The sequence below is a fragment of the Vibrio sp. MM46 genome (genome assembly GCF_027587135.1).
Taxonomy (GTDB): Bacteria; Pseudomonadota; Gammaproteobacteria; order Enterobacterales; family Vibrionaceae; genus Vibrio; species Vibrio harveyi.
Genome location: NZ_JAPPTO010000028.1, coordinates 13,029 through 30,719, shown reverse-complemented (window position 1 = coordinate 30,719; position 17,691 = coordinate 13,029). Strand labels below are relative to the sequence as shown.

Annotated in this window: 13 protein-coding genes; 10 read left to right on the top strand and 3 right to left on the bottom strand. The window is 43.4% G+C overall.

Annotation, left to right across the window (positions count from 1 at the left end; genetic code table 11):
- Positions 1-165 precede the first annotated feature (165 nt).
- From OH459_RS23485 to cqsA, 3 genes are all read left to right on the top strand, one after another.
- On the top strand, positions 166-1,152 hold the full coding sequence (locus OH459_RS23485) for a peptidoglycan DD-metalloendopeptidase family protein (protein ID WP_269989020.1): 987 nt from the start codon (positions 166-168) through the stop codon (positions 1,150-1,152).
- Between the two features lie 321 nt (positions 1,153-1,473).
- Entirely contained in the window at positions 1,474-2,418 is a 945-nt protein-coding gene (ylqF, locus tag OH459_RS23480) for a ribosome biogenesis GTPase YlqF (RefSeq protein WP_005447133.1), read from the top strand.
- A 533-nt stretch (positions 2,419-2,951) separates the two neighbouring features.
- On the top strand, positions 2,952-4,133 hold the full coding sequence (gene cqsA, locus OH459_RS23475) for an alpha-hydroxyketone-type quorum-sensing autoinducer synthase (protein ID WP_026000191.1): 1,182 nt from the start codon (positions 2,952-2,954) through the stop codon (positions 4,131-4,133).
- A gap of 133 nt (positions 4,134-4,266) precedes the next feature.
- Here cqsA and OH459_RS23470 read toward each other — a convergent pair whose 3' ends face one another.
- Positions 4,267-6,312: a hybrid sensor histidine kinase/response regulator gene (locus OH459_RS23470; RefSeq protein WP_005447137.1), complete on the bottom strand. Its 2,046-nt coding sequence runs from the start codon at positions 6,310-6,312 to the stop codon at positions 4,267-4,269.
- Positions 6,313-6,598: 286 nt separating this feature from the next.
- Between OH459_RS23470 and OH459_RS23465 the strand changes: the two genes are divergently transcribed.
- Positions 6,599-7,216 carry an HAD family hydrolase gene (locus OH459_RS23465; protein ID WP_038899140.1) on the top strand — a complete coding sequence of 206 codons (618 nt, stop codon included), beginning with the start codon at positions 6,599-6,601 and terminating at the stop codon, positions 7,214-7,216.
- 74 nt (positions 7,217-7,290) lie between these two features.
- Here the strand turns inward: OH459_RS23465 and OH459_RS23460 are convergent, their stop codons facing one another.
- Entirely contained in the window at positions 7,291-7,839 is a 549-nt protein-coding gene (locus OH459_RS23460) for a GNAT family N-acetyltransferase (protein WP_005447141.1), read from the bottom strand.
- Between the two features lie 293 nt (positions 7,840-8,132).
- Here OH459_RS23460 and OH459_RS23455 point away from each other — a divergent pair, with 293 nt between their 5' ends.
- The 4 genes from OH459_RS23455 (at position 8,133) to OH459_RS23440 (ending at position 13,684) form a co-directional block, all read left to right on the top strand.
- Positions 8,133-9,257: an acyl-CoA desaturase gene (locus OH459_RS23455; RefSeq protein ID WP_017188909.1), complete on the top strand. Its 1,125-nt coding sequence runs from the start codon at positions 8,133-8,135 to the stop codon at positions 9,255-9,257.
- 375 nt (positions 9,258-9,632) lie between these two features.
- Positions 9,633-11,000 carry an anaerobic C4-dicarboxylate transporter DcuC gene (gene dcuC, locus OH459_RS23450; protein WP_005447145.1) on the top strand — a complete coding sequence of 456 codons (1,368 nt, stop codon included), beginning with the start codon at positions 9,633-9,635 and terminating at the stop codon, positions 10,998-11,000.
- 225 nt (positions 11,001-11,225) lie between these two features.
- Positions 11,226-11,816, top strand: coding sequence for a LemA family protein (locus tag OH459_RS23445; protein WP_005447146.1), 591 nt, complete (start codon positions 11,226-11,228; stop codon positions 11,814-11,816).
- Positions 11,816-13,684, top strand: a complete 1,869-nt coding sequence (locus OH459_RS23440) for a M48 family metallopeptidase (protein ID WP_269989019.1) — start codon at positions 11,816-11,818, stop codon at positions 13,682-13,684. Before OH459_RS23445 ends, OH459_RS23440 begins: the two co-directional genes overlap by 1 nt.
- A 65-nt stretch (positions 13,685-13,749) precedes the next feature.
- Here OH459_RS23440 and OH459_RS23435 read toward each other — a convergent pair whose 3' ends face one another.
- Positions 13,750-14,106 carry a hypothetical protein gene (locus tag OH459_RS23435; protein WP_005447150.1) on the bottom strand — a complete coding sequence of 119 codons (357 nt, stop codon included), beginning with the start codon at positions 14,104-14,106 and terminating at the stop codon, positions 13,750-13,752.
- A 576-nt stretch (positions 14,107-14,682) separates the two neighbouring features.
- Here OH459_RS23435 and OH459_RS23430 point away from each other — a divergent pair.
- Both OH459_RS23430 and OH459_RS23425 read left to right on the top strand, forming a co-directional pair.
- Entirely contained in the window at positions 14,683-15,915 is a 1,233-nt protein-coding gene (locus OH459_RS23430; RefSeq protein ID WP_269989018.1) for an L-lactate MFS transporter, read from the top strand.
- A gap of 95 nt (positions 15,916-16,010) precedes the next feature.
- A complete protein-coding gene (locus OH459_RS23425; protein WP_269989017.1) occupies positions 16,011-17,657 on the top strand; it encodes a VRR-NUC domain-containing protein in 1,647 nt (548 codons plus the stop codon).
- Positions 17,658-17,691 lie beyond the last annotated feature (34 nt).

The following is a 17,691-nucleotide window of genomic DNA, read 5'->3' as shown; positions in this document are numbered from 1 at the left end:
AACGCTAAGGAAATAGGCAGTTTTCAATCTCTTTAGCAGCGCCACTTCACATCTATCGTTATTTAATTAGTAAAAACACAGGAATTGCCCTTAACGGCGTGTAAGATTTTATTTTAAATATTATACTCCCCTCAATTTTTCGCCTATAAGCATAATTTCGATTTAATGACAAGTTTAATATTAAGACAGCAGACTCAGCATATTGCTTTACCCCTTGTTCTTATTGCACTCGTTATCATTGCTGGCGTATCTTTGACTCATTACTTTCTCACCCCAGAACTTCAGACTACTCCCACAAAATCAACTGCAAAAACAGAAAGTTACAATAAGATAAATAGTAATAGTATCGAGCAGACTTATGAAGCACACTTTCAACGCACCAAGATCACCACAGGCATTATTGATTACTCCTTTGTTGCCTCTTTAATTAATTCCGGATTATCCCCGCATGAGATCAAATCTTTGTTCAGGTTAATCGAAGATGAGTTCAACATTATTGGTTCAGCACAGAAAGGCGACCGATTTTCAGTAAAAATCAAAACCAATAGTTATAATGAAAGATACATTAGTTCTTTTTACTACTCAGGTAGTAAAAGAGACTTTTTCATTATTAATGATGGTAAAGACAATGCTTACGATGAATATGGAAATAAGCTAATTCAAAAGCCTTATTATTCATTTCCACTAGCGAAAGCTTACAAAATTAGCTCCGGCTTTAATTTAAAGAGAAGACATCCAGTAACCGGTTTGATTGTTCCTCATTTAGGGACAGATTATGCAGTCCCAATTGGAACGCCGATAAAAAGTATTGCAGACGGTGTCGTCATCAAATCACGCTACAATCGTTTTGCAGGCAACTATATAAACATCCGTCACACAAATGGCTCTATATCCCGCTACTTGCACTTATCACGCAGCAACGTTCGCGTAGGTGACCACGTAACGAAAGGACAAGCTATTGGTCGCTCAGGTAACACAGGCAGAACAACCGGACCTCACCTGCACATAGAGTTGATCGTTGATGGCGTTCCTGTTGATTACGCACAATACATCAGAAAAGCACCCTCTCCTCTGGTGAACATGCAAATGATGTTAGCAGCAAGAACTGAACGCGCAGAGCTGATCGAAGAATTAAACAAACATGCCTCATAACGCACCTTGTTGGTCTGACGCTCGAATCACCCGGATGTCATTTTCTTTATCGTGATAAGGCACATCATTACCGAGGCATTGATATTCGATTCGAAACTAACCAAAGCGAAGCCAAAGCAACGCTCAAGCCCTTAAATATCGCGATGTCAGCTTGCTCTAACATTTCCGCCCATCCAATAAAGTGTTAAGATCCTCACATGACTCGCTGTAGTGGTATTGAGTGGGGAAACATACCCCGCTCCCCTTAACATCCTCGTTAGTGATGTAGGTAAATTGATTAACCCACCAGCATAACCATGAAACAATAAGGCGATTTTTCAGATGGTTAACAACTCTATCCAGTGGTTTCCTGGCCACATGCACAAAGCGCGTAAAGAAATCGAAGAAGCAATCCCGCAAGTGGATGTGATCATCGAAGTACTGGATGCTCGTATTCCTTTCAGTAGTGAAAACCCGATGATCTCCCAAATTCGCGGTGATAAACCAGTAGTAAAGGTACTGAATAAACGCGACCTTGCTGATCCGGAGTTAACTCAAGTGTGGATTGATCACCTTGAGAAAGAGCAAAACGTAAAAGCAATGGCAATCACTACGTCAGAGACGAGTGAAGTACATAAGATTATGGAGCTTTGCCGCAAGCTAGCGCCTCACCGTGAAGAAATTGGTAAGAACATTCGTACCATGATCATGGGTATTCCAAACGTTGGTAAATCGACCATTATCAATACTCTTGCCGGTCGCACGATTGCCGTAACAGGCAACCAACCAGCGGTCACTCGTCGTCAGCAGCGTATTAACCTACAAAATGGCATCGTACTTTCAGATACCCCAGGAATTTTGTGGCCAAAAGTTGAAAACCCGCACAGTGGTTTCCGACTCGCAGCAACAGGTGCGGTGAAAGATACCGCAATGGAATACGATGAAGTGGCATTTTACACGGTCGAATACCTAGCTGCTCATTACCCAGAGAAGCTTAAAGAGCGTTATCAAATCGAAGAGCTTCCAGAGTCTGATATCGAAATCATGGAAGAAATTGGTCGTCGTCGTGGAGCACTTCGTGCGGGTGGTCGTGTAGACCTACACAAGGTATCTGAAATCCTTCTACACGAACTTCGTCAGGGCACCTTAGGGCAAATCACCCTTGAGTTGCCAGAGATGATTACTCAAGAGCTGATCGAAGTAGAAATCGAAACCGCTCGTAAAGAAGAAGAGAAAGCAAAACGCAAAGAAGAACGTCGTAAGCGTTACCTACGAAACAAACGATAGTTCCTATTCAATCACTGTTTTAAAGCGCGTTTTATACGCGCTTTTTTTCGCCTATTTTCCAGGTTTATAACAATCTGAAAAGAGCTTGATACTCCACTTGGTTGTTGTACTTGCTCTCGAATCTATGACAACACTCTGAAATCCTCACCTTGAAGACATCATCTCGAAGTCACGTGGGTATATCTTTTTTATCAGCTTGAAAATCCACGGACTCGTTAACCACATTAAATGGAACGAACCACGCTAAAACGCCACAAAATGGCGTTGTGATTTGACATCTATTCGTTAATTTTTGTAGAAAAAACCAAACAAATTCATAGTGATTTACTATGTATTTTAACGGTTATTTTCTAAGCTCCATCATAGTTAGACTCCCGAAAGGTAAGGAATTCCAAACCGCACCCAACCCTTAAATACCGAGTTTGCAAGCGTACGCAAACTTATGCAACATTGGCAATGACACATCTCTCATATCAGTTAAAACTATATAACTGTCAGCGCTGGCGTTTTTCGTATTACTAAGAGAAATTATTATGAGTGATAAACTGAAAACGAAACCTCTTCCTTCTTTTGTTGAGGAACGCCTAGACTTTTATATTCAAGACTTGATCGAACAAAACGAGAACCAGAAGCACTTGGTTTTGGGTAAGCGACCGCAATCCGGAGCGGTGGTCATGCAAAGCAACGACTACTTATCGTTATCCCACAACCAACTGATTCAAAAGGCACATCGTGATGCAATTACCGAGCATGACGACAACGTAGTAATGTCTGCAATCTTCCTGCAAGATGATACTTCCAAGCCTGCATTTGAAACCCAACTCGCCGATTACGTGGGAATGGGAAGCTGCTTGCTCTCACAATCAGGATGGGCGGCAAACATCGGGTTGTTGCAAACGATTTGCCCACCAAATACGCCCGTCTATATCGACTTTTTTGCGCATATGTCGTTATGGGAAGGTATTCGAGCAGCGGGAGCACACGCGCATGCATTTATGCACAACAATATGAACCACTTGCGTAAACAGATCCAACGTCATGGTTCCGGTGTGATTGTTGTCGATTCAGTTTATAGCACGATTGGTACTATCGCCCCACTTCACGACATCTACGAAATGGCACGTGAATTTGATTGTGCATTGGTCGTCGATGAATCCCACTCACTTGGAACTCACGGTCCAAATGGCGCGGGTCTTGTAAAAGCGTTGGGGTTAACCGATCAAGTTGATTTCATTACGGTAAGTTTGGCTAAGACATTCGCATACCGTGCGGGGGCTATTCTTGGTCCTGAAAAGCTAGCTAAGACACTCCCATTTGTCGCGTATCCAGCGATTTTTAGCTCGACGGTATTGCCGCAAGAAGTGATTCGCTTAGAAAAAACGCTTGAGGTGATTAAGGGGGCTGACGATAAACGAACCTTACTGTTCAACCGAGCTAAAGAGCTAAGAACAGGATTAAAACAAATTGGCTTTAATATCCGTAGTGAATCTCAAATTGTCGCTTTGGAGTGCGGTAGCGAGAGAAATACGGAACGTGTACGTGACTTTCTTGAAGAACGTAATGTGTTTGGTGCAGTATTCTGTCGCCCAGCAACAGGTAAGAACAAAAACATCATCCGATTTTCAATCAATGCAGATATGACTTCTCGCGATGTGGACCACGTACTTACCGCTTGTCAGGAAGCATTTAACCATCCAGAACTAGAATTCGCATAACGAATCGATAACGGCACAATTGAATGGAAGCTTGTCGCTGCCGAAAAACAAAGAGCTCAGCACAATGCTGAGCTCTATCGTCATTCCGTTCTTCAATAATGATGCTAGGCAATGAGTACGTTAGGCGATGGAATTAAATCCAGTTCGCTATCTTATCGAACAGTCTGTTTTTATCTGCCGGTTTGACAATAAAATCTGACATGCCAGACGAGCCAATTTTATCGAGAGTCACTGGTGAACTGTCTCCCGTATGGGCAATGATAGGCACGGAAGCATAAGGTTTGTTTGACGCTCGAATTCGACGAGATGTCTCTACCCCATCCATCACTGGCATTTCGATGTCCATTAAGATGAGATCAATGTCATTTGTATCTAATGCGCTTATAGCTTGCTGACCGTCTTCGGTTTGGATCACTTCAAACCCTTGCTTCTCAAGTAACATTGCCGTGAACTTACGCAAGGATTCGTTATCATCAACGACCATAATCGTTCGTTTGTTCGTTGCATCTAGCGGCTTCGTTGATACCTGAGGAACCACATAGTTGGCGTCGTATAGCAAACGATCAATGGTTGCTTTTGTGTTGAGTAACCACGCTTGTGTTTCCACCCAAATCGGTGCAAAAGATGCCTTTCTGGCTCTCTGAATTGGGTGGTGCTCAAACAGATAAACAATACGAGCTTCAGTGAATGAAAATAGTGACTCCACTTTGTCCATATGACTGCCTCGGGCGTCTAGGCTTTCGATATCGACAAAAATCAAATCGTATTCAAATTCATATTCTTTCTTCTTGAGCAGAGCATCAACGTCTAACACCGTAAGGCTAAAGCCCATAAACCGAGCAATGTCCGTCATTTTAGACACTAGAATGTTTTGCTCACTAACAAAGAGTGTGGTTTTTAGCTTGGTTAACTCACTTTTGATCTCTTTGACTTCATTTGAGTTAATCGCCGGGAAGGTCATCGTAAATTGCGACCACTCGCCCACTTCTGACTGACACCGAATGTCCCCCCCAAATGAACGCATCACCTTTTTACAGAAAGGCAAACCTAAGCCGTAACTACCCGATTTGCCTGTAGTGTAGAAGTCTTGGAAAATGCTTTGCAACACATCAGGCGCGATGCCTGAACCATTATCCGTAACCACAATTTGATTGCTGAAATCGTCACTGTACATGGTGACGTGAATATGAAAATCTTCCGAACTTCGGTGATGAAATGCATTCTTAAACAAGTTGTACATGACGTACTTCAACAGCGTATCACTGCCCAAGAAATCAAATTCACTACGCACATCCAACGAAATGGCAAAACGGTCAGTCGCTCGTTTGTAGCTAAAACTTTCAATTGCACTTTCAACGACAGATTGAGCCGAGTGTTTCTGGAACGTCGAACGCGACACTCGGTTTTCATCAATTGAAGTTAGCAGTAAATCAATGGTCTCGTTACCTGAGTGAATGATTTTCATTGCATCGTCACTGACTTCACGCAATAAGGTCACATCTTCGTCACTCAGCTCGTATTGCGCTTTTCTTCCCTCTTTCGGGTTGGGCAACACTGATTGAATCACATCAATTGAAGTCAACAAGCCGCTGAGTGGGTTTCGCATTTCATGGGCGATGCCCGCACCAAAAGACTTAGCCAAGGAAACTTTTGCTTCGTGCTCCACTTGATTTCGGAAGTAGAACAAGTTACCAAATAGATAAATGAACAAGAAGATTGGTACATGCGTCCAATCCATGGTGAGCTCAATATGAAAGCCTTGAGCTACCCAAGCGAAAAACGTCGCCAAGCCAATACCAGCAAAGGTCTGGGCAAACATAACCCAAGTAATATGAACCAACAAAATATGAAGGAATATCGCCGACATAAACGACATTACCCAAACATTTGACCAGTTGTTCATCAACAACATATAGAAGAAGAAACAAGGTAAACAAAGGGTAATTGCGACTTGATAAAAAGCCGGCAGATACTTTCGCCACTCGAATGGTAGGCGGTTACGATAAATGATACCAAAGAACAAGAAAGAGCAGAGAATTCTCAGTGGCAAGTTTTCATACGGTTGTGGGAACATGAATTCCCATACCACGTAATAAATTGGGAAGCCCACAAAGCCCATCCACCCTACTAAGGTAAGGTTTGGCTCTGCGTACTGATAAACTTTGCGAATCGCGTCCATATTATTACTTAATTAACTCAGCCCTAACGTTTAACTGTCTATTACATTGTTTTCTTATAATTATATATTAGTTATCGCACATAAACAGCGAGGTGTTGTTCAAAAGTTTATGACGGTCTGCTTTAAATTCAATCCGTTACATTCATAAAGGTGATAATTAGTCAAATAACATCGAAAAGTATTTGAAAAACCGGATTATACGCAACAATTTTTACATAAACATATTGCAATTAAGATATTACCGGAATTTGAACACGTACCTAATCAAATTAACCCAAGGATACCTATGCAAGCTAACTCAATTAAGAATGTCGTATTTGATATCGGCAACGTCATGGTGAGATGGTCACCTTTAGAAATCGTCAAATTGACATTGGGCAATCACGTTGATGCTGAGGCAAAAGCTAAAGCACTATTCGCAAACGATATATGGTTAGATTTAAACAAAGGCTTAATCACAGAAGCTGAGGCGAAAGAGCGTTACCAGTCAGAGAAACAGCTGTCTCACAACGAATGTGAGCGATTCTTTTACTATGTTAAGCAAACACAACTTCTGATCTTTGGCAGCGTAGAACTCCTCACACGCATCAAAAGTGCTGGTTATTCCGTGTATGCATTAACCGATAATGTTGTTGAGATTGTTGAACACTTAAAAACAACCTATGAGTTTTGGCCTTTATTTGATGGAACGACGGTTTCCGCCGAGCTTGGTTTGCTAAAACCTCAGCCTGAGATCTATCAGAGCTTGCTTGATACTCATCAACTTATCGCTGCTGAGACGGTTTTTCTTGATGATATGCCTTATAACGTAGAAGGCGCTCGAAAACTTGGAATCTCTGCGATTCAATTTGAGAATGCTGAACAATGTGAACAAGAACTCAAAGCACTAGGACTCACCTTCTAAGTGGTATCCCTATGCAGACAAAAAAGAGCAGCGACGTGCTGCTCTTTGTATGCTTGAAGGAAACTCAATCTAAGTTACGAGTAAATGACATTCTCTTCAATGCCACTCACTAGTGATTGCGCGTTAGACCAACGAAACACTTTTTCGAGTACTTCATTTCCGCCCGGAGTTTTCCAGTTTCGCTCCTGACACTCTTGCCCGCCAATATGTTGATAAAACTCAACCGCAGGTTCATTCTGAGAGACGACTTCAAGATACAAACCACTGTCCTTAAAGTATTGCTGGTGCCATTCCGCTACCGCAAGAAGTAGCTGTTTGCCTATACCTCTTCCGCGATAACTGTCATCTACGTGCAATGCTTCAATAAAGCTGCCACGTTCAAAATCATGATTACCAAACACACAAACAAAACCAAGAAGAAGACCACCCTCTTCGGCTAAAACAATGTGTTGGTTGAATGGTGGATTGGTTAAGCGCGTTTGCCATATCAACAGTTTGTCGTCGATGGCTTCGCTATCCAAATAGCCATCACTCAACACACCACGGTAATGGCGCTTCCAACTGTCTGCGTGTAACTGCGCGATGCGTTCATAATCCTTATATTCCGCTAATCGTAATTCCATTACGTATTCCTATGTTCTTGTATTGCTTCTCTAACGAGCTTTGGCATTTTCCACCTCATTAACTGCATATTATTGGCAGATTTTACAAATCTATAGCCACAGCTCATTGATTAATACTACTCATTATTCGTTTAAAAGCAAAATATCCCACCAACGAAACCCAATTATTGCGAGTTTTCGCTTAACGATAGAAATGTCACAACTCGAAACAAAGTCATCGAACTTTAGTTTGACTTACACGTGTACGCTGATATTCTGGCGTACAGTTGTTAGCTCAAAGTTAGGGACACATTGTGAAGCATAATAAACCACCACTTATCTGGTTGAATATATTGATATTTTCCGCCAGTTTTATTCTCACCTTTATTGTACTGCCTTGGTATGCATACCACTTCGGTTTAGGCTGGGAGCATCTGATCTGGGGCATTATTGCCTTTAGTTTCACCAACCTCTCTATTACAGCGGGCTATCACCGCCTTTGGAGTCACAAAACCTACGAAGCTCACCCAGTTTTACGATTCATCTTTGCCATCGGTGGTGCTTTCTCTCTTCAAAACAGTGCAATGCATTGGTCATCCGATCATCGTGTTCACCACAAACATGTCGACGACAACGACAAAGACCCATACTCAGCAAAACGTGGGTTCTGGTATTCACATATCGGTTGGATGCTTCGTGATTACAACAAATCAAAAGAGAATGAGTACACTAATTGTCGAGATTTGAAGCGAGATAAAATCGTCGTGTGGCAGCACAAATATTATGTCCCTTTGGCTATCGCAACGAACATTGGTTTCCCACTGGCTCTTGGGCTTCTATACGGTGATATCTGGGGAATGTTCCTAATTGTCGGTGCTGCTCGTCTGTTCTTGAGCCATCACACCACTTTCTTTATCAACTCATTGGCGCACGTTTGGGGTAAACAAACCTTCACCGATAAAAACACAGCTCGTGACAATGGCATTTTGGCATTCTTTACCTTTGGTGAGGGCTACCACAACTTCCATCACATCTTTGAGAACGATTACCGTAATGGCGTTTACTGGTGGCACTACGATCCAACCAAATGGCTGATCAAATCTTGTTCTTGGCTGGGGTTAACAACGAAGCTTCGCACGACGTCAACGTTTCGCATAGAAAAAGCACGCGCGACGCAGTTATTGAAGAAAGCCAAAGAAAAACTAGAGAGTAAGCCAAACAGCCAGTCGATTCGCGATCAGCTTCAGAAGGAGTTCGACGCATTAGTGCATCACATGCAGGAGTACTACGAAGCGCGCAAAGAAGTACTTGGCGAGAAAACGGCAACAGTAGTGAAAAAGTATGAGCGATCCGTTTCCAAATTAAAATACCAACAAATTAAGGAAGAATTTGAACGTCAACAACGCAGTTGGAATCTCTTAGTGCGTCGCTACGCGTAACGTGTAACTCGCGCTTCAATATAAAGACGTCAAAACAAATGCTCCGTTAATTCGGAGCTTTTTTGTTCAACCAAGCCCCTTTAACGTGATCTAGCTCGAACTATCGCTTTTCTCACTTTTTAATCATTTAGTACGATTTTTATTCGATTGAATGTTCATATTTTCGTTTCTTTAAAATCCAGAAAACTAGTACATAACACCTAAAAAACGTAATTTAAACAATATAATCCAATGCAATTATTTATTAATCTATTATTTGTTTTAGATCATGCTAGCTCTAATTTAGTCTCGTGCCACAGGAAAGAATTCTGTAAATTCCCAGACATAAACTGAAACAGTTTCTTTCTTTTTTTCATAATATCTGGAGACAACCCTATGTTAGAGCTCTTAATTGGCTTGGTAGTGACCATTGCTGTGGGTTATTTCATTGTCAAAGGCTACAAAGCTGCTGGCGTGTTATTAACCGCAGGTATTAGTTTGCTTCTTATGACTGGCATTCTTGGCCATGACGTTCTGCCATCAAAAGTAACCTCAACGGGTAATATGGTGACGGACGCACTAGAGTACGTAAAATACATGCTTCAATACCGTGGCGGCGGTCTTGGTATGCAAATCATGCTACTTTGTGGTTTTGCGTCTTACATGACACATATCGGCGCAAACAATGTTGTTGTAAAACAGTTCTCTAAACCGCTTTCTGTTATCAAGTCTCCATACGTCCTTTTGGTAGCGGCTTACATCGTGGCATGTTTGATGTCTCTTGCAGTGAGTTCAGCAACAGGTCTGGGCGTGCTATTAATGGCGACCCTATTCCCTATGATGACGGCAATGGGTATTTCTCGTCCAGCAGCAGTGGCAGTGTGTGCTTCACCAGCGGCAATCATTCTGTCGCCAACATCAGGCGACGTGGTTATCGCAGCAGAAAAATCTGGTCTCGCGCTTGACGTATTTGCGGTTCAAACCGTACTTCCTGTTTCTATCTGTGCAATCATCGTAATGGCGGCAGCCGCTTTCTTCTGGAACAAATACCTAGATAAGAAAGACAACACACCAATGGAAAGAATCGACGTATCTGAGATCAAAGCAGATGCTCCAGCATTCTACGCTGCGCTACCTTTCCTACCTATCATCGGTGTTTTCCTATTCAACGGTCGCACAATCCCTGGTCTAAGCCTAGATATCTACACGATCGTGGTTGGCTCGATTTTCTTAGGTGCGGTTATTCATTACGTTGTTAATAAATTCGACGGTAAGAAATCTCTTGAAGATCTAGACTCGTGCTACACAGGCATGGCGGATGCGTTTAAGGGTGTAGTAATGCTTTTGGTTGCTGCTGGTGTGTTTGCTCAAGGTCTTATGTCTATCGGTGCGATCGACAACCTTCTTCACCTTGCGGATAACGCAGGCGCAGGCGGTATCGCACTAATGCTTATCCTAACAGGTCTAACCGTGGCGGCAGCAATTGCAACAGGTTCTGGTAACGCACCATTCTACGCGTTCGTTGAACTTGCTCCTTCACTGGCTGCGAAAATGGGTTTGAACCCAGCGTTCCTAATCATCCCAATGCTACAAGCTTCTAACCTAGGTCGTACTATCTCGCCAGTATCTGGCGTAATCGTTGCTACTTCAGGTATGGCAAACATCAGCCCATTTGAGGTAGTAAAACGCACATCAGTGCCAGTTCTAGCGGGTCTGATTACTGTGATCATCGGTACTATGGTTCTTGTACCAATGTCAGCGTAAGCGCTAATCACAATCACTAGTTCGTAAAAGCTCGGCAGTTTTGTCGGGCTTTTTTATTTCTATTCCACAGACCTTGTCACCACCTTTCCTCTCTTTGACACCTCATACTGAATACGCAATACGTCCCATAATTACAAAACATTGCACATTATAAGTAAGTCTAATTTGCTTAATATCTCAACTACTTATATAAAGTCCAAATACATTCACAAAATGGAACTTACTATGACTTCACTTATTGTTTTCATCGTCATCATTTTGCTTATCGCGGTGTTTGCGGTCAGTATTTACAACAAACTAGTGACGCTGCGTAATCGCTTTAAAAACAGCTTTGCTCAGATTGAGGTTCAGTTAAAACGTCGTTACGACCTGATCCCAAATCTTGTCAGCACAGCGAAAGGTTACATGGAACACGAAAAAGAAACCTTCGAGCGAGTCATCCAAGCGCGTAACCAGGCAATTTCGGGCTTGAAAGCAGCAAGTGACGCGCCAGACAGCGATGCGGCAATTAGCCAACTGGCACAAGCAGAAGGCATGCTACAAAATGCACTAGGTAAGTTAAACGTCGTCGTTGAAGCTTACCCAGAACTGAAAGCCAACGAAACCATGACTCAGTTGCAAGAAGAACTAACCAGCACGGAGAATAAAGTCGCTTTTGCTCGCCAAGCTTTCAATGATGCTGTTACCAGCTACAACACTTACAAACAGACTTTCCCACCAGTCTTGTTTGCCAATATGTTTGGCTTCCAAGATGGTAAGTTGCTGGAGTTTGCAGACAGCGAAGCAATCCAAGAAGCGCCAAAGGTTGAGTTCTAATGGATTTTTTCGACCATCAAGATACCGCACGTCAGCGTACCGGGCTTTTGGTGTTTCTGTTCTCCTTAGCAGTATTAATCATCACAAGTTTGGTCAGCGTACTATCCATTACTATTTATTACGTAGTAACCGGCGAGCCATTTGATCAACGCACCGCTATTACTTACACCTTGCTGTGCTTTGCAGGTGTGGTACTGGTCGTCGCAATCAGCTCTATGTTCCGCCTATCTGAACTTTCTTCCAATGGCGGTAGTGGCGTCGCTGAAAGTATTGGAGGTAAGCTTATTTCCTCAAATACAACGGACACAAAACACCGCCAATTACTTAATGTGGTAGAGGAGATGGCGATTGCTTCTGGCATTCCTGTCCCCCCTGTTTATGTGATGCCAGAAGAGCGAGGCATTAACGCTTTTGCTGCAGGTATGAGCATTGATGATGCCGTTATAGGTGTCACGCAAGGTGCGCTCGACAGCTTTTCTCGTGATGAACTGCAAGGCGTCATTGCCCACGAGTTCAGCCACGTATTGAATGGCGACATGCGCATGAACACGCGCTTGATTGGCGTCTTGTTCGGCATTACTTGTATTGCGCACTTGGGTCACTTGGTTCTCGACAATACACACTACACTAGCCGTTCATCAAGAAGCTCTTCCGATTCCGATAAAGGCTTCGCTGTCATCATGCTGATCGCGGTTGTGTGTTTGGTGCTCGGTTGGGTTGGTACTTTATTTGGCTCAATGATCAAAGCAGCTATCTCACGACAACGTGAGTTCTTGGCGGACGCGAGTGCAGTTCAGTTTACTCGTAATGACCAAGGTATTTCAGGTGCGTTGAAAAAGATTGGCGGTCACGCATCTGGCTCTAGCTTGGATGCACAAGCGAGCAGCCAAATGAGCCACATGATGTTTGGACAAAGCAGTTTGTCTGGCTTCACCGGCTTCTTTGCTACTCACCCGCCTCTCGAAGAACGAATCCGTCGCATTGAACCCAACTGGGACGGCAGTTTTTCGCGCAGAAATCATAGCCAAGCTTCGACGTTTGCTCATGAACAAGTCAGCGGATTTGCTTCGGATGCCGATTTCGGCTCTCAAGACCATGAACCACAAAGTGTCACTCCAACTTCCTCAGAACTAAGTGACACAGGAAAACAACTGATCAGCCAATTGCCCCAAGACTTGGTAGACATTGCCCGTGAACCCTACAGTTCGCGCTTTATTGCATTGCTCCTGATCTTTGATGGCAGCGATGTGCAACGTGAGATGATCAAAGGTCATATTCCAATGGTCTCGCACGCAAAGCTGTTACCATGGCTGGATTACGATTTGCCCCTGCACTTAAGGCTTCCTCTGCTAGAGCTCGCCATCCCAGCACTTAAATCAATGAGTGAAGGTCAGAAAAACAGACTTTGCCAAGTGTTGCGAGAGTTGTCTCAAACGGACAATCACTACTCACTGGGTGAATGGTGCGTCATTAACTTGCTGGAAAAGCAGCTTCTTGCGCCTTTTGGCTCTACTCGCCAAAACAAGACATTCAAGCAACTCCAAGAAAGCGTGCACTGGTTGCTACGTGAATTGGCGTGGGTCACGCATTCAGAACGAGAAGGTGCACAAAGCGCATTCAACGCTTCGCTCACCTCGCTAGGATTTGCAGAAACGACATTGGAAGCGCCAAACAACAACTGGCGTTTAAGTCGCGCTGCATTGGAGCTGTTGTTGCAACTTAAACCCCTTCAACGGCGACAGTTCGTTAAAGCGTGTCGTTTAGCAATTGAGTCTGATGGTAAGATCACCGTCGCGGAAGGCGAATTGTACCGCGTGATAGCGTGTTTCTTGGAAGTTCCAGAACCGCCGCTTACCGTGACGCTTTAACTGCAAAAAGTAAAACGCCAGCGATGATCGCTGGCGTTTTTGTATTCGGCTATAAGTGACGCTGATTAAGCAGCTTTAAAGCGCTCTGGAATCTTAGTGATGCTTTGACGATAGCTGAACCACAAGTAGGTTACCGCTAATGAGAAGAACAAGTAAGACAAAGCAAACACGATTGGAGATGTAATCAGCTCGGCTGACATACCCCACATTACGCCAATTACCGTAATCGTCAATTTAGATAACATGCCACAGATCAGTAAGAACAAAGCAAGCTGTGGGAAACGCGAACTACGGAATGCGAAGAAGTAGCAGCTACCTACTGCAAGCGATGCAATAGAAAGACCTAGCATGAATGAATGGATGTGATCTGCTGATGCGACACCTGCAGAAACAGAAGCCATAAGTAATAGGAACAATTTCATAAGTCACCTCACTACGAGTAGAGAAAAGCATCCTTTCATTAATGAAAACTCATTTTGCGCCCTATTTTGCTTATCTATTTAGCAATTACAAGCACATTTTTTGCTCAATTTATGTTCACCCCCTCCTTTTGAATCAAGTTATTACAAGCAGTTAACATTCTCTAATTTATAAACCCTTTAGATCCTGCACTTACAGAAAACAGTCTCTATTTTGCCCACTTTTGTTACAGAACATTAACACTAAAATATTTTGAAACTTTTTGCTTAAACTGTGAGCCAAATACCCATGCTCTAGCTATAAACCTTGTTTCACTTAGGATCTCACTACCAAACCAACGATTCTTTACGTTAGATCAACATTTCCTTCATATATAAAACGCTCTCATTACAACCATTTTTAATGCTTCGAATTATTTTTAGTAATAGGGGTAAAAAGAGATTCCAATCACACATTTATTGGTTATAATCCGCGCTCATTACGTTATGCGTTGAAAAATGCAAACTTATTTTGAGTAAACCCTATCTTTAAACCGACTCCTCTTTGCTATCTGCCAAGAGGTATTACTGAGAACAAAAATGAGCAAGATTGATAAAGCTATGCGCATCCTGCTAGCAGGATTCTGTATCAACCTTTGTCTTGGCATCCTGTATGCTTGGAGTGTATTCAACAAAGCACTAGTGACTGAGTCAGGCTGGAGCGCAGCAGAAGCATCTGCACCTTATGCGACTGCAACTATTACTTTCTCTATCTGTCTTCTTGTTGCAGGTATTCTTCAAGACCGTATGGGTCCACGTTTGATCCTTATTCTAGGTACTGTTCTAACAGGTCTAGGCATGATCGCGTCTGGTTTTGTTAACTCACCACTAATGCTGAACATCACTTTCGGTGTGATCACTGGTGCAGGTATCGGTTTTGGTTATGCGTGTCTTTCTCCTTCAGCAATGAAGTGGTTCCACGCATCTAAGAAAGGTATGGTTAACGGCATCATCGCAGCAGGTTTCGGTCTAGCAGCTATCTACCTAGCTCCTGTGACTTCTGCGCTGATTGACAGCATGGGCATCCAAACGAGCTTCCTAGTTCTTGGTGTTGGTATCCTTGCTATCGCAGTTCCTCTAGCTGCAACAATCAGCAACCCACCATCGGATTACACGCCAGCAGAGCCTAAAGTAAAAGAAGGTCAAGCGCCTAAGGTTGTGAAGAAGTCTGACGACCTAACTTGGAAAGCAATGCTTAAAACGCCACAGTTCTACTCTCTATGGATCATGTACGCGTTCGCAGCTTCTGTTGGTCTTATGATCATCGGTAACATCACGACTATTGCAAGCGTTCAAGCGAACCTACCAAACGCGGTTTACCTAGCGTCTATCCTTGCGGTATTTAACTCAGGCGGTCGTGTAGCAGCAGGTATGCTTGCAGACAAGATCGGTGGCGTTCGTACTCTTCTTCTAGCGTTCGTTCTACAGGGCATCAACATGGTTCTGTTCGCAACGTTCAAAACTGAGTTTACGCTGATCATCGGTACAGCAATCGCAGCAGTAGGCTACGGTACGCTTCTAGCAGTATTCCCTACTCTAACGGCTGAATTCTACGGTCTGAAGAACTACGGTACTAACTACGGCGTGCTATACACAGCATGGGGTATCGGTGGTGCAATCGGTGCTGCTGTTGTTGGTTTCTCAATGACTAACGGTGACGGTTACACGCTTGCTTACACTATCTCAGCGGCAATGATGGCGGTATGTATCGTACTGGCGTTCATCACTAAGCCACTGACTGAAGCGAAAGTAGCACAACTGAAAAACGCTTAATTGCCAGTCCAGTTCTATTTATCTAGTAGATCTGCAGAAATTGATTCGAAAAAGGCTTAACCTATGGGTTAAGCCTTTTTTATTGTTAGTTGGTTATGGAAAACACCGTCGAACTCGCACCAGATTACTATCTCGATAACTTCTTTAAGCTCACACAGCACGCTACCAAGTGGTACAGCGATTTACTTAGCCAAGATGAACATCAATGGCTATCCGCGTTTGAGAGCTTAAGCAAGCCTGCGCAGTGCCTTCTTGTACGCCTATACAGCCGTAAAGGGTGTTGGTTTCGCAGCGACAAACTCAACTACCAAGAAATTGAGAACATCCAGTCGGCTTTGGATGAATTGGCAACTCATGATTTTGTCTCGCTCTCCCCTGACCTAACAACGCAAGAATTAGCAGCGAATCTACTGACCAAGCCAGAGATCGTCATGCTCTATCCTGAGCATCCTAAATCCCTCAAGAAAGAAGCATTAGTAGCATGCCTGAGTGAAGAGCGTTTTGAGCTATTTGAGGCTCTGGATTTCACGGTGATTAAGCTTAACTCCGCGCACATGATTGATGTTTTGCTGACGCTGTTTTTTGCTAATACCCATCAAGACCTCAGTCAGTTCGTGCTCGACGATTTAGGCTTACACCAATTCGAACAATACCAGTTAAGTAAAGCGCGCCGATTCTTTGAGAGCAGAGAGCAAATCGATCGCCTTATTGAACTCAACGAACTTTCCAATCTCTATTGGCAATGTGACAAAAAACAAAAAGCGAATCTCGACATTCTTGTCGAAGCGATGCCAAAGCAGGTAGAACATCGCTACGTCGACCGTAAGCGTGAGCACATAATTAACGACATTGCGCGTGATTACGAACGCATAAACGAGCTTGAGATTGCAATTGCATTGTTTGAAACAACCACACTCGCCCCAAGTCGAGAACGTCGTGCTCGCATCTACGACAAGCTGGAACAAAACGATTTATTTTGTGACATTGTCACTGACATGCTCGCTCACCCTATTGATGTTTCCGAGCTTGAAGTGGCACAAAAGCTTGAACAACGCGTTAAACGTAAACAGGGCTTTAAAGTCCCGAGAACCACCAAGCCTAAATGCAACGAATACCACATCGAATTGGATCTATCACAGCAACGTGTTGAACTGGCAACCAAAGCACATTTCGAAAGTTTAGGTTGGACCGTTTTCTATTCTGAGAATACCCTACTCAACGGCTTGTTAGGCTTAACTTTGTGGGATGCGATTTTTGCACCAATAGAGGGGGCATTTATTAACGCTTATCAACATCGACCATTGGATTTGTATCACGCCGATTTTGCCGACAAAAGAAAACAACTTATCGACAATGCGCTTGAGCAAGTTCAACAAGGGAAGACGCAGGCGTTGTTTGATACATACCGAGATAAAGTTGGGGTCAGTAATCCCTTCGTCAGTTGGGCGTACGTGAACGAAGAGCTGATATCCCTAGCTCTTGAACATATCCCTAATGACCTGTTGGTCGAACTGTTTAACGTGCAGTTAAGTGATCTGAAACTCTATCGAAACGGCATGCCGGATTTGATTGCATTTAAAGAAGGGAAATTTGAATGGATAGAGGTGAAAGGTCCAGGCGATAAACTCCAAGATAACCAATGGCGTTGGATCAAGGAGTTCAATCGCCTCAATGTACCGTTCTCAGTCTGTTATGTATACCCAAGTGACTTCAAGATGCAGGATTCAGAGCGTTGTCATTGATTCGAGGTCAAGGAAAACGACGCCGCGTAATAGC

What these genes read in the sequence shown, in the direction of transcription:
- OH459_RS23485 (WP_269989020.1), top strand. Translation starts at nt 166, where the DNA reads ATGACAAGTTTAATATTAAGACAGCAGACTCAGCATATTGCTTTACCC.
- ylqF (WP_005447133.1), top strand. Translation starts at nt 1,474, where the DNA reads ATGGTTAACAACTCTATCCAGTGGTTTCCTGGCCACATGCACAAAGCG.
- cqsA (WP_026000191.1), top strand. Translation starts at nt 2,952, where the DNA reads ATGAGTGATAAACTGAAAACGAAACCTCTTCCTTCTTTTGTTGAGGAA.
- OH459_RS23470 (WP_005447137.1), bottom strand. Translation starts at nt 6,312, where the DNA reads ATGGACGCGATTCGCAAAGTTTATCAGTACGCAGAGCCAAACCTTACC.
- OH459_RS23465 (WP_038899140.1), top strand. Translation starts at nt 6,599, where the DNA reads ATGCAAGCTAACTCAATTAAGAATGTCGTATTTGATATCGGCAACGTC.
- OH459_RS23460 (WP_005447141.1), bottom strand. Translation starts at nt 7,839, where the DNA reads ATGGAATTACGATTAGCGGAATATAAGGATTATGAACGCATCGCGCAG.
- dcuC (WP_005447145.1), top strand. Translation starts at nt 9,633, where the DNA reads ATGTTAGAGCTCTTAATTGGCTTGGTAGTGACCATTGCTGTGGGTTAT.
- OH459_RS23445 (WP_005447146.1), top strand. Translation starts at nt 11,226, where the DNA reads ATGACTTCACTTATTGTTTTCATCGTCATCATTTTGCTTATCGCGGTG.
- OH459_RS23440 (WP_269989019.1), top strand. Translation starts at nt 11,816, where the DNA reads ATGGATTTTTTCGACCATCAAGATACCGCACGTCAGCGTACCGGGCTT.
- OH459_RS23435 (WP_005447150.1), bottom strand. Translation starts at nt 14,106, where the DNA reads ATGAAATTGTTCCTATTACTTATGGCTTCTGTTTCTGCAGGTGTCGCA.
- OH459_RS23430 (WP_269989018.1), top strand. Translation starts at nt 14,683, where the DNA reads ATGAGCAAGATTGATAAAGCTATGCGCATCCTGCTAGCAGGATTCTGT.
- OH459_RS23425 (WP_269989017.1), top strand. Translation starts at nt 16,011, where the DNA reads ATGGAAAACACCGTCGAACTCGCACCAGATTACTATCTCGATAACTTC.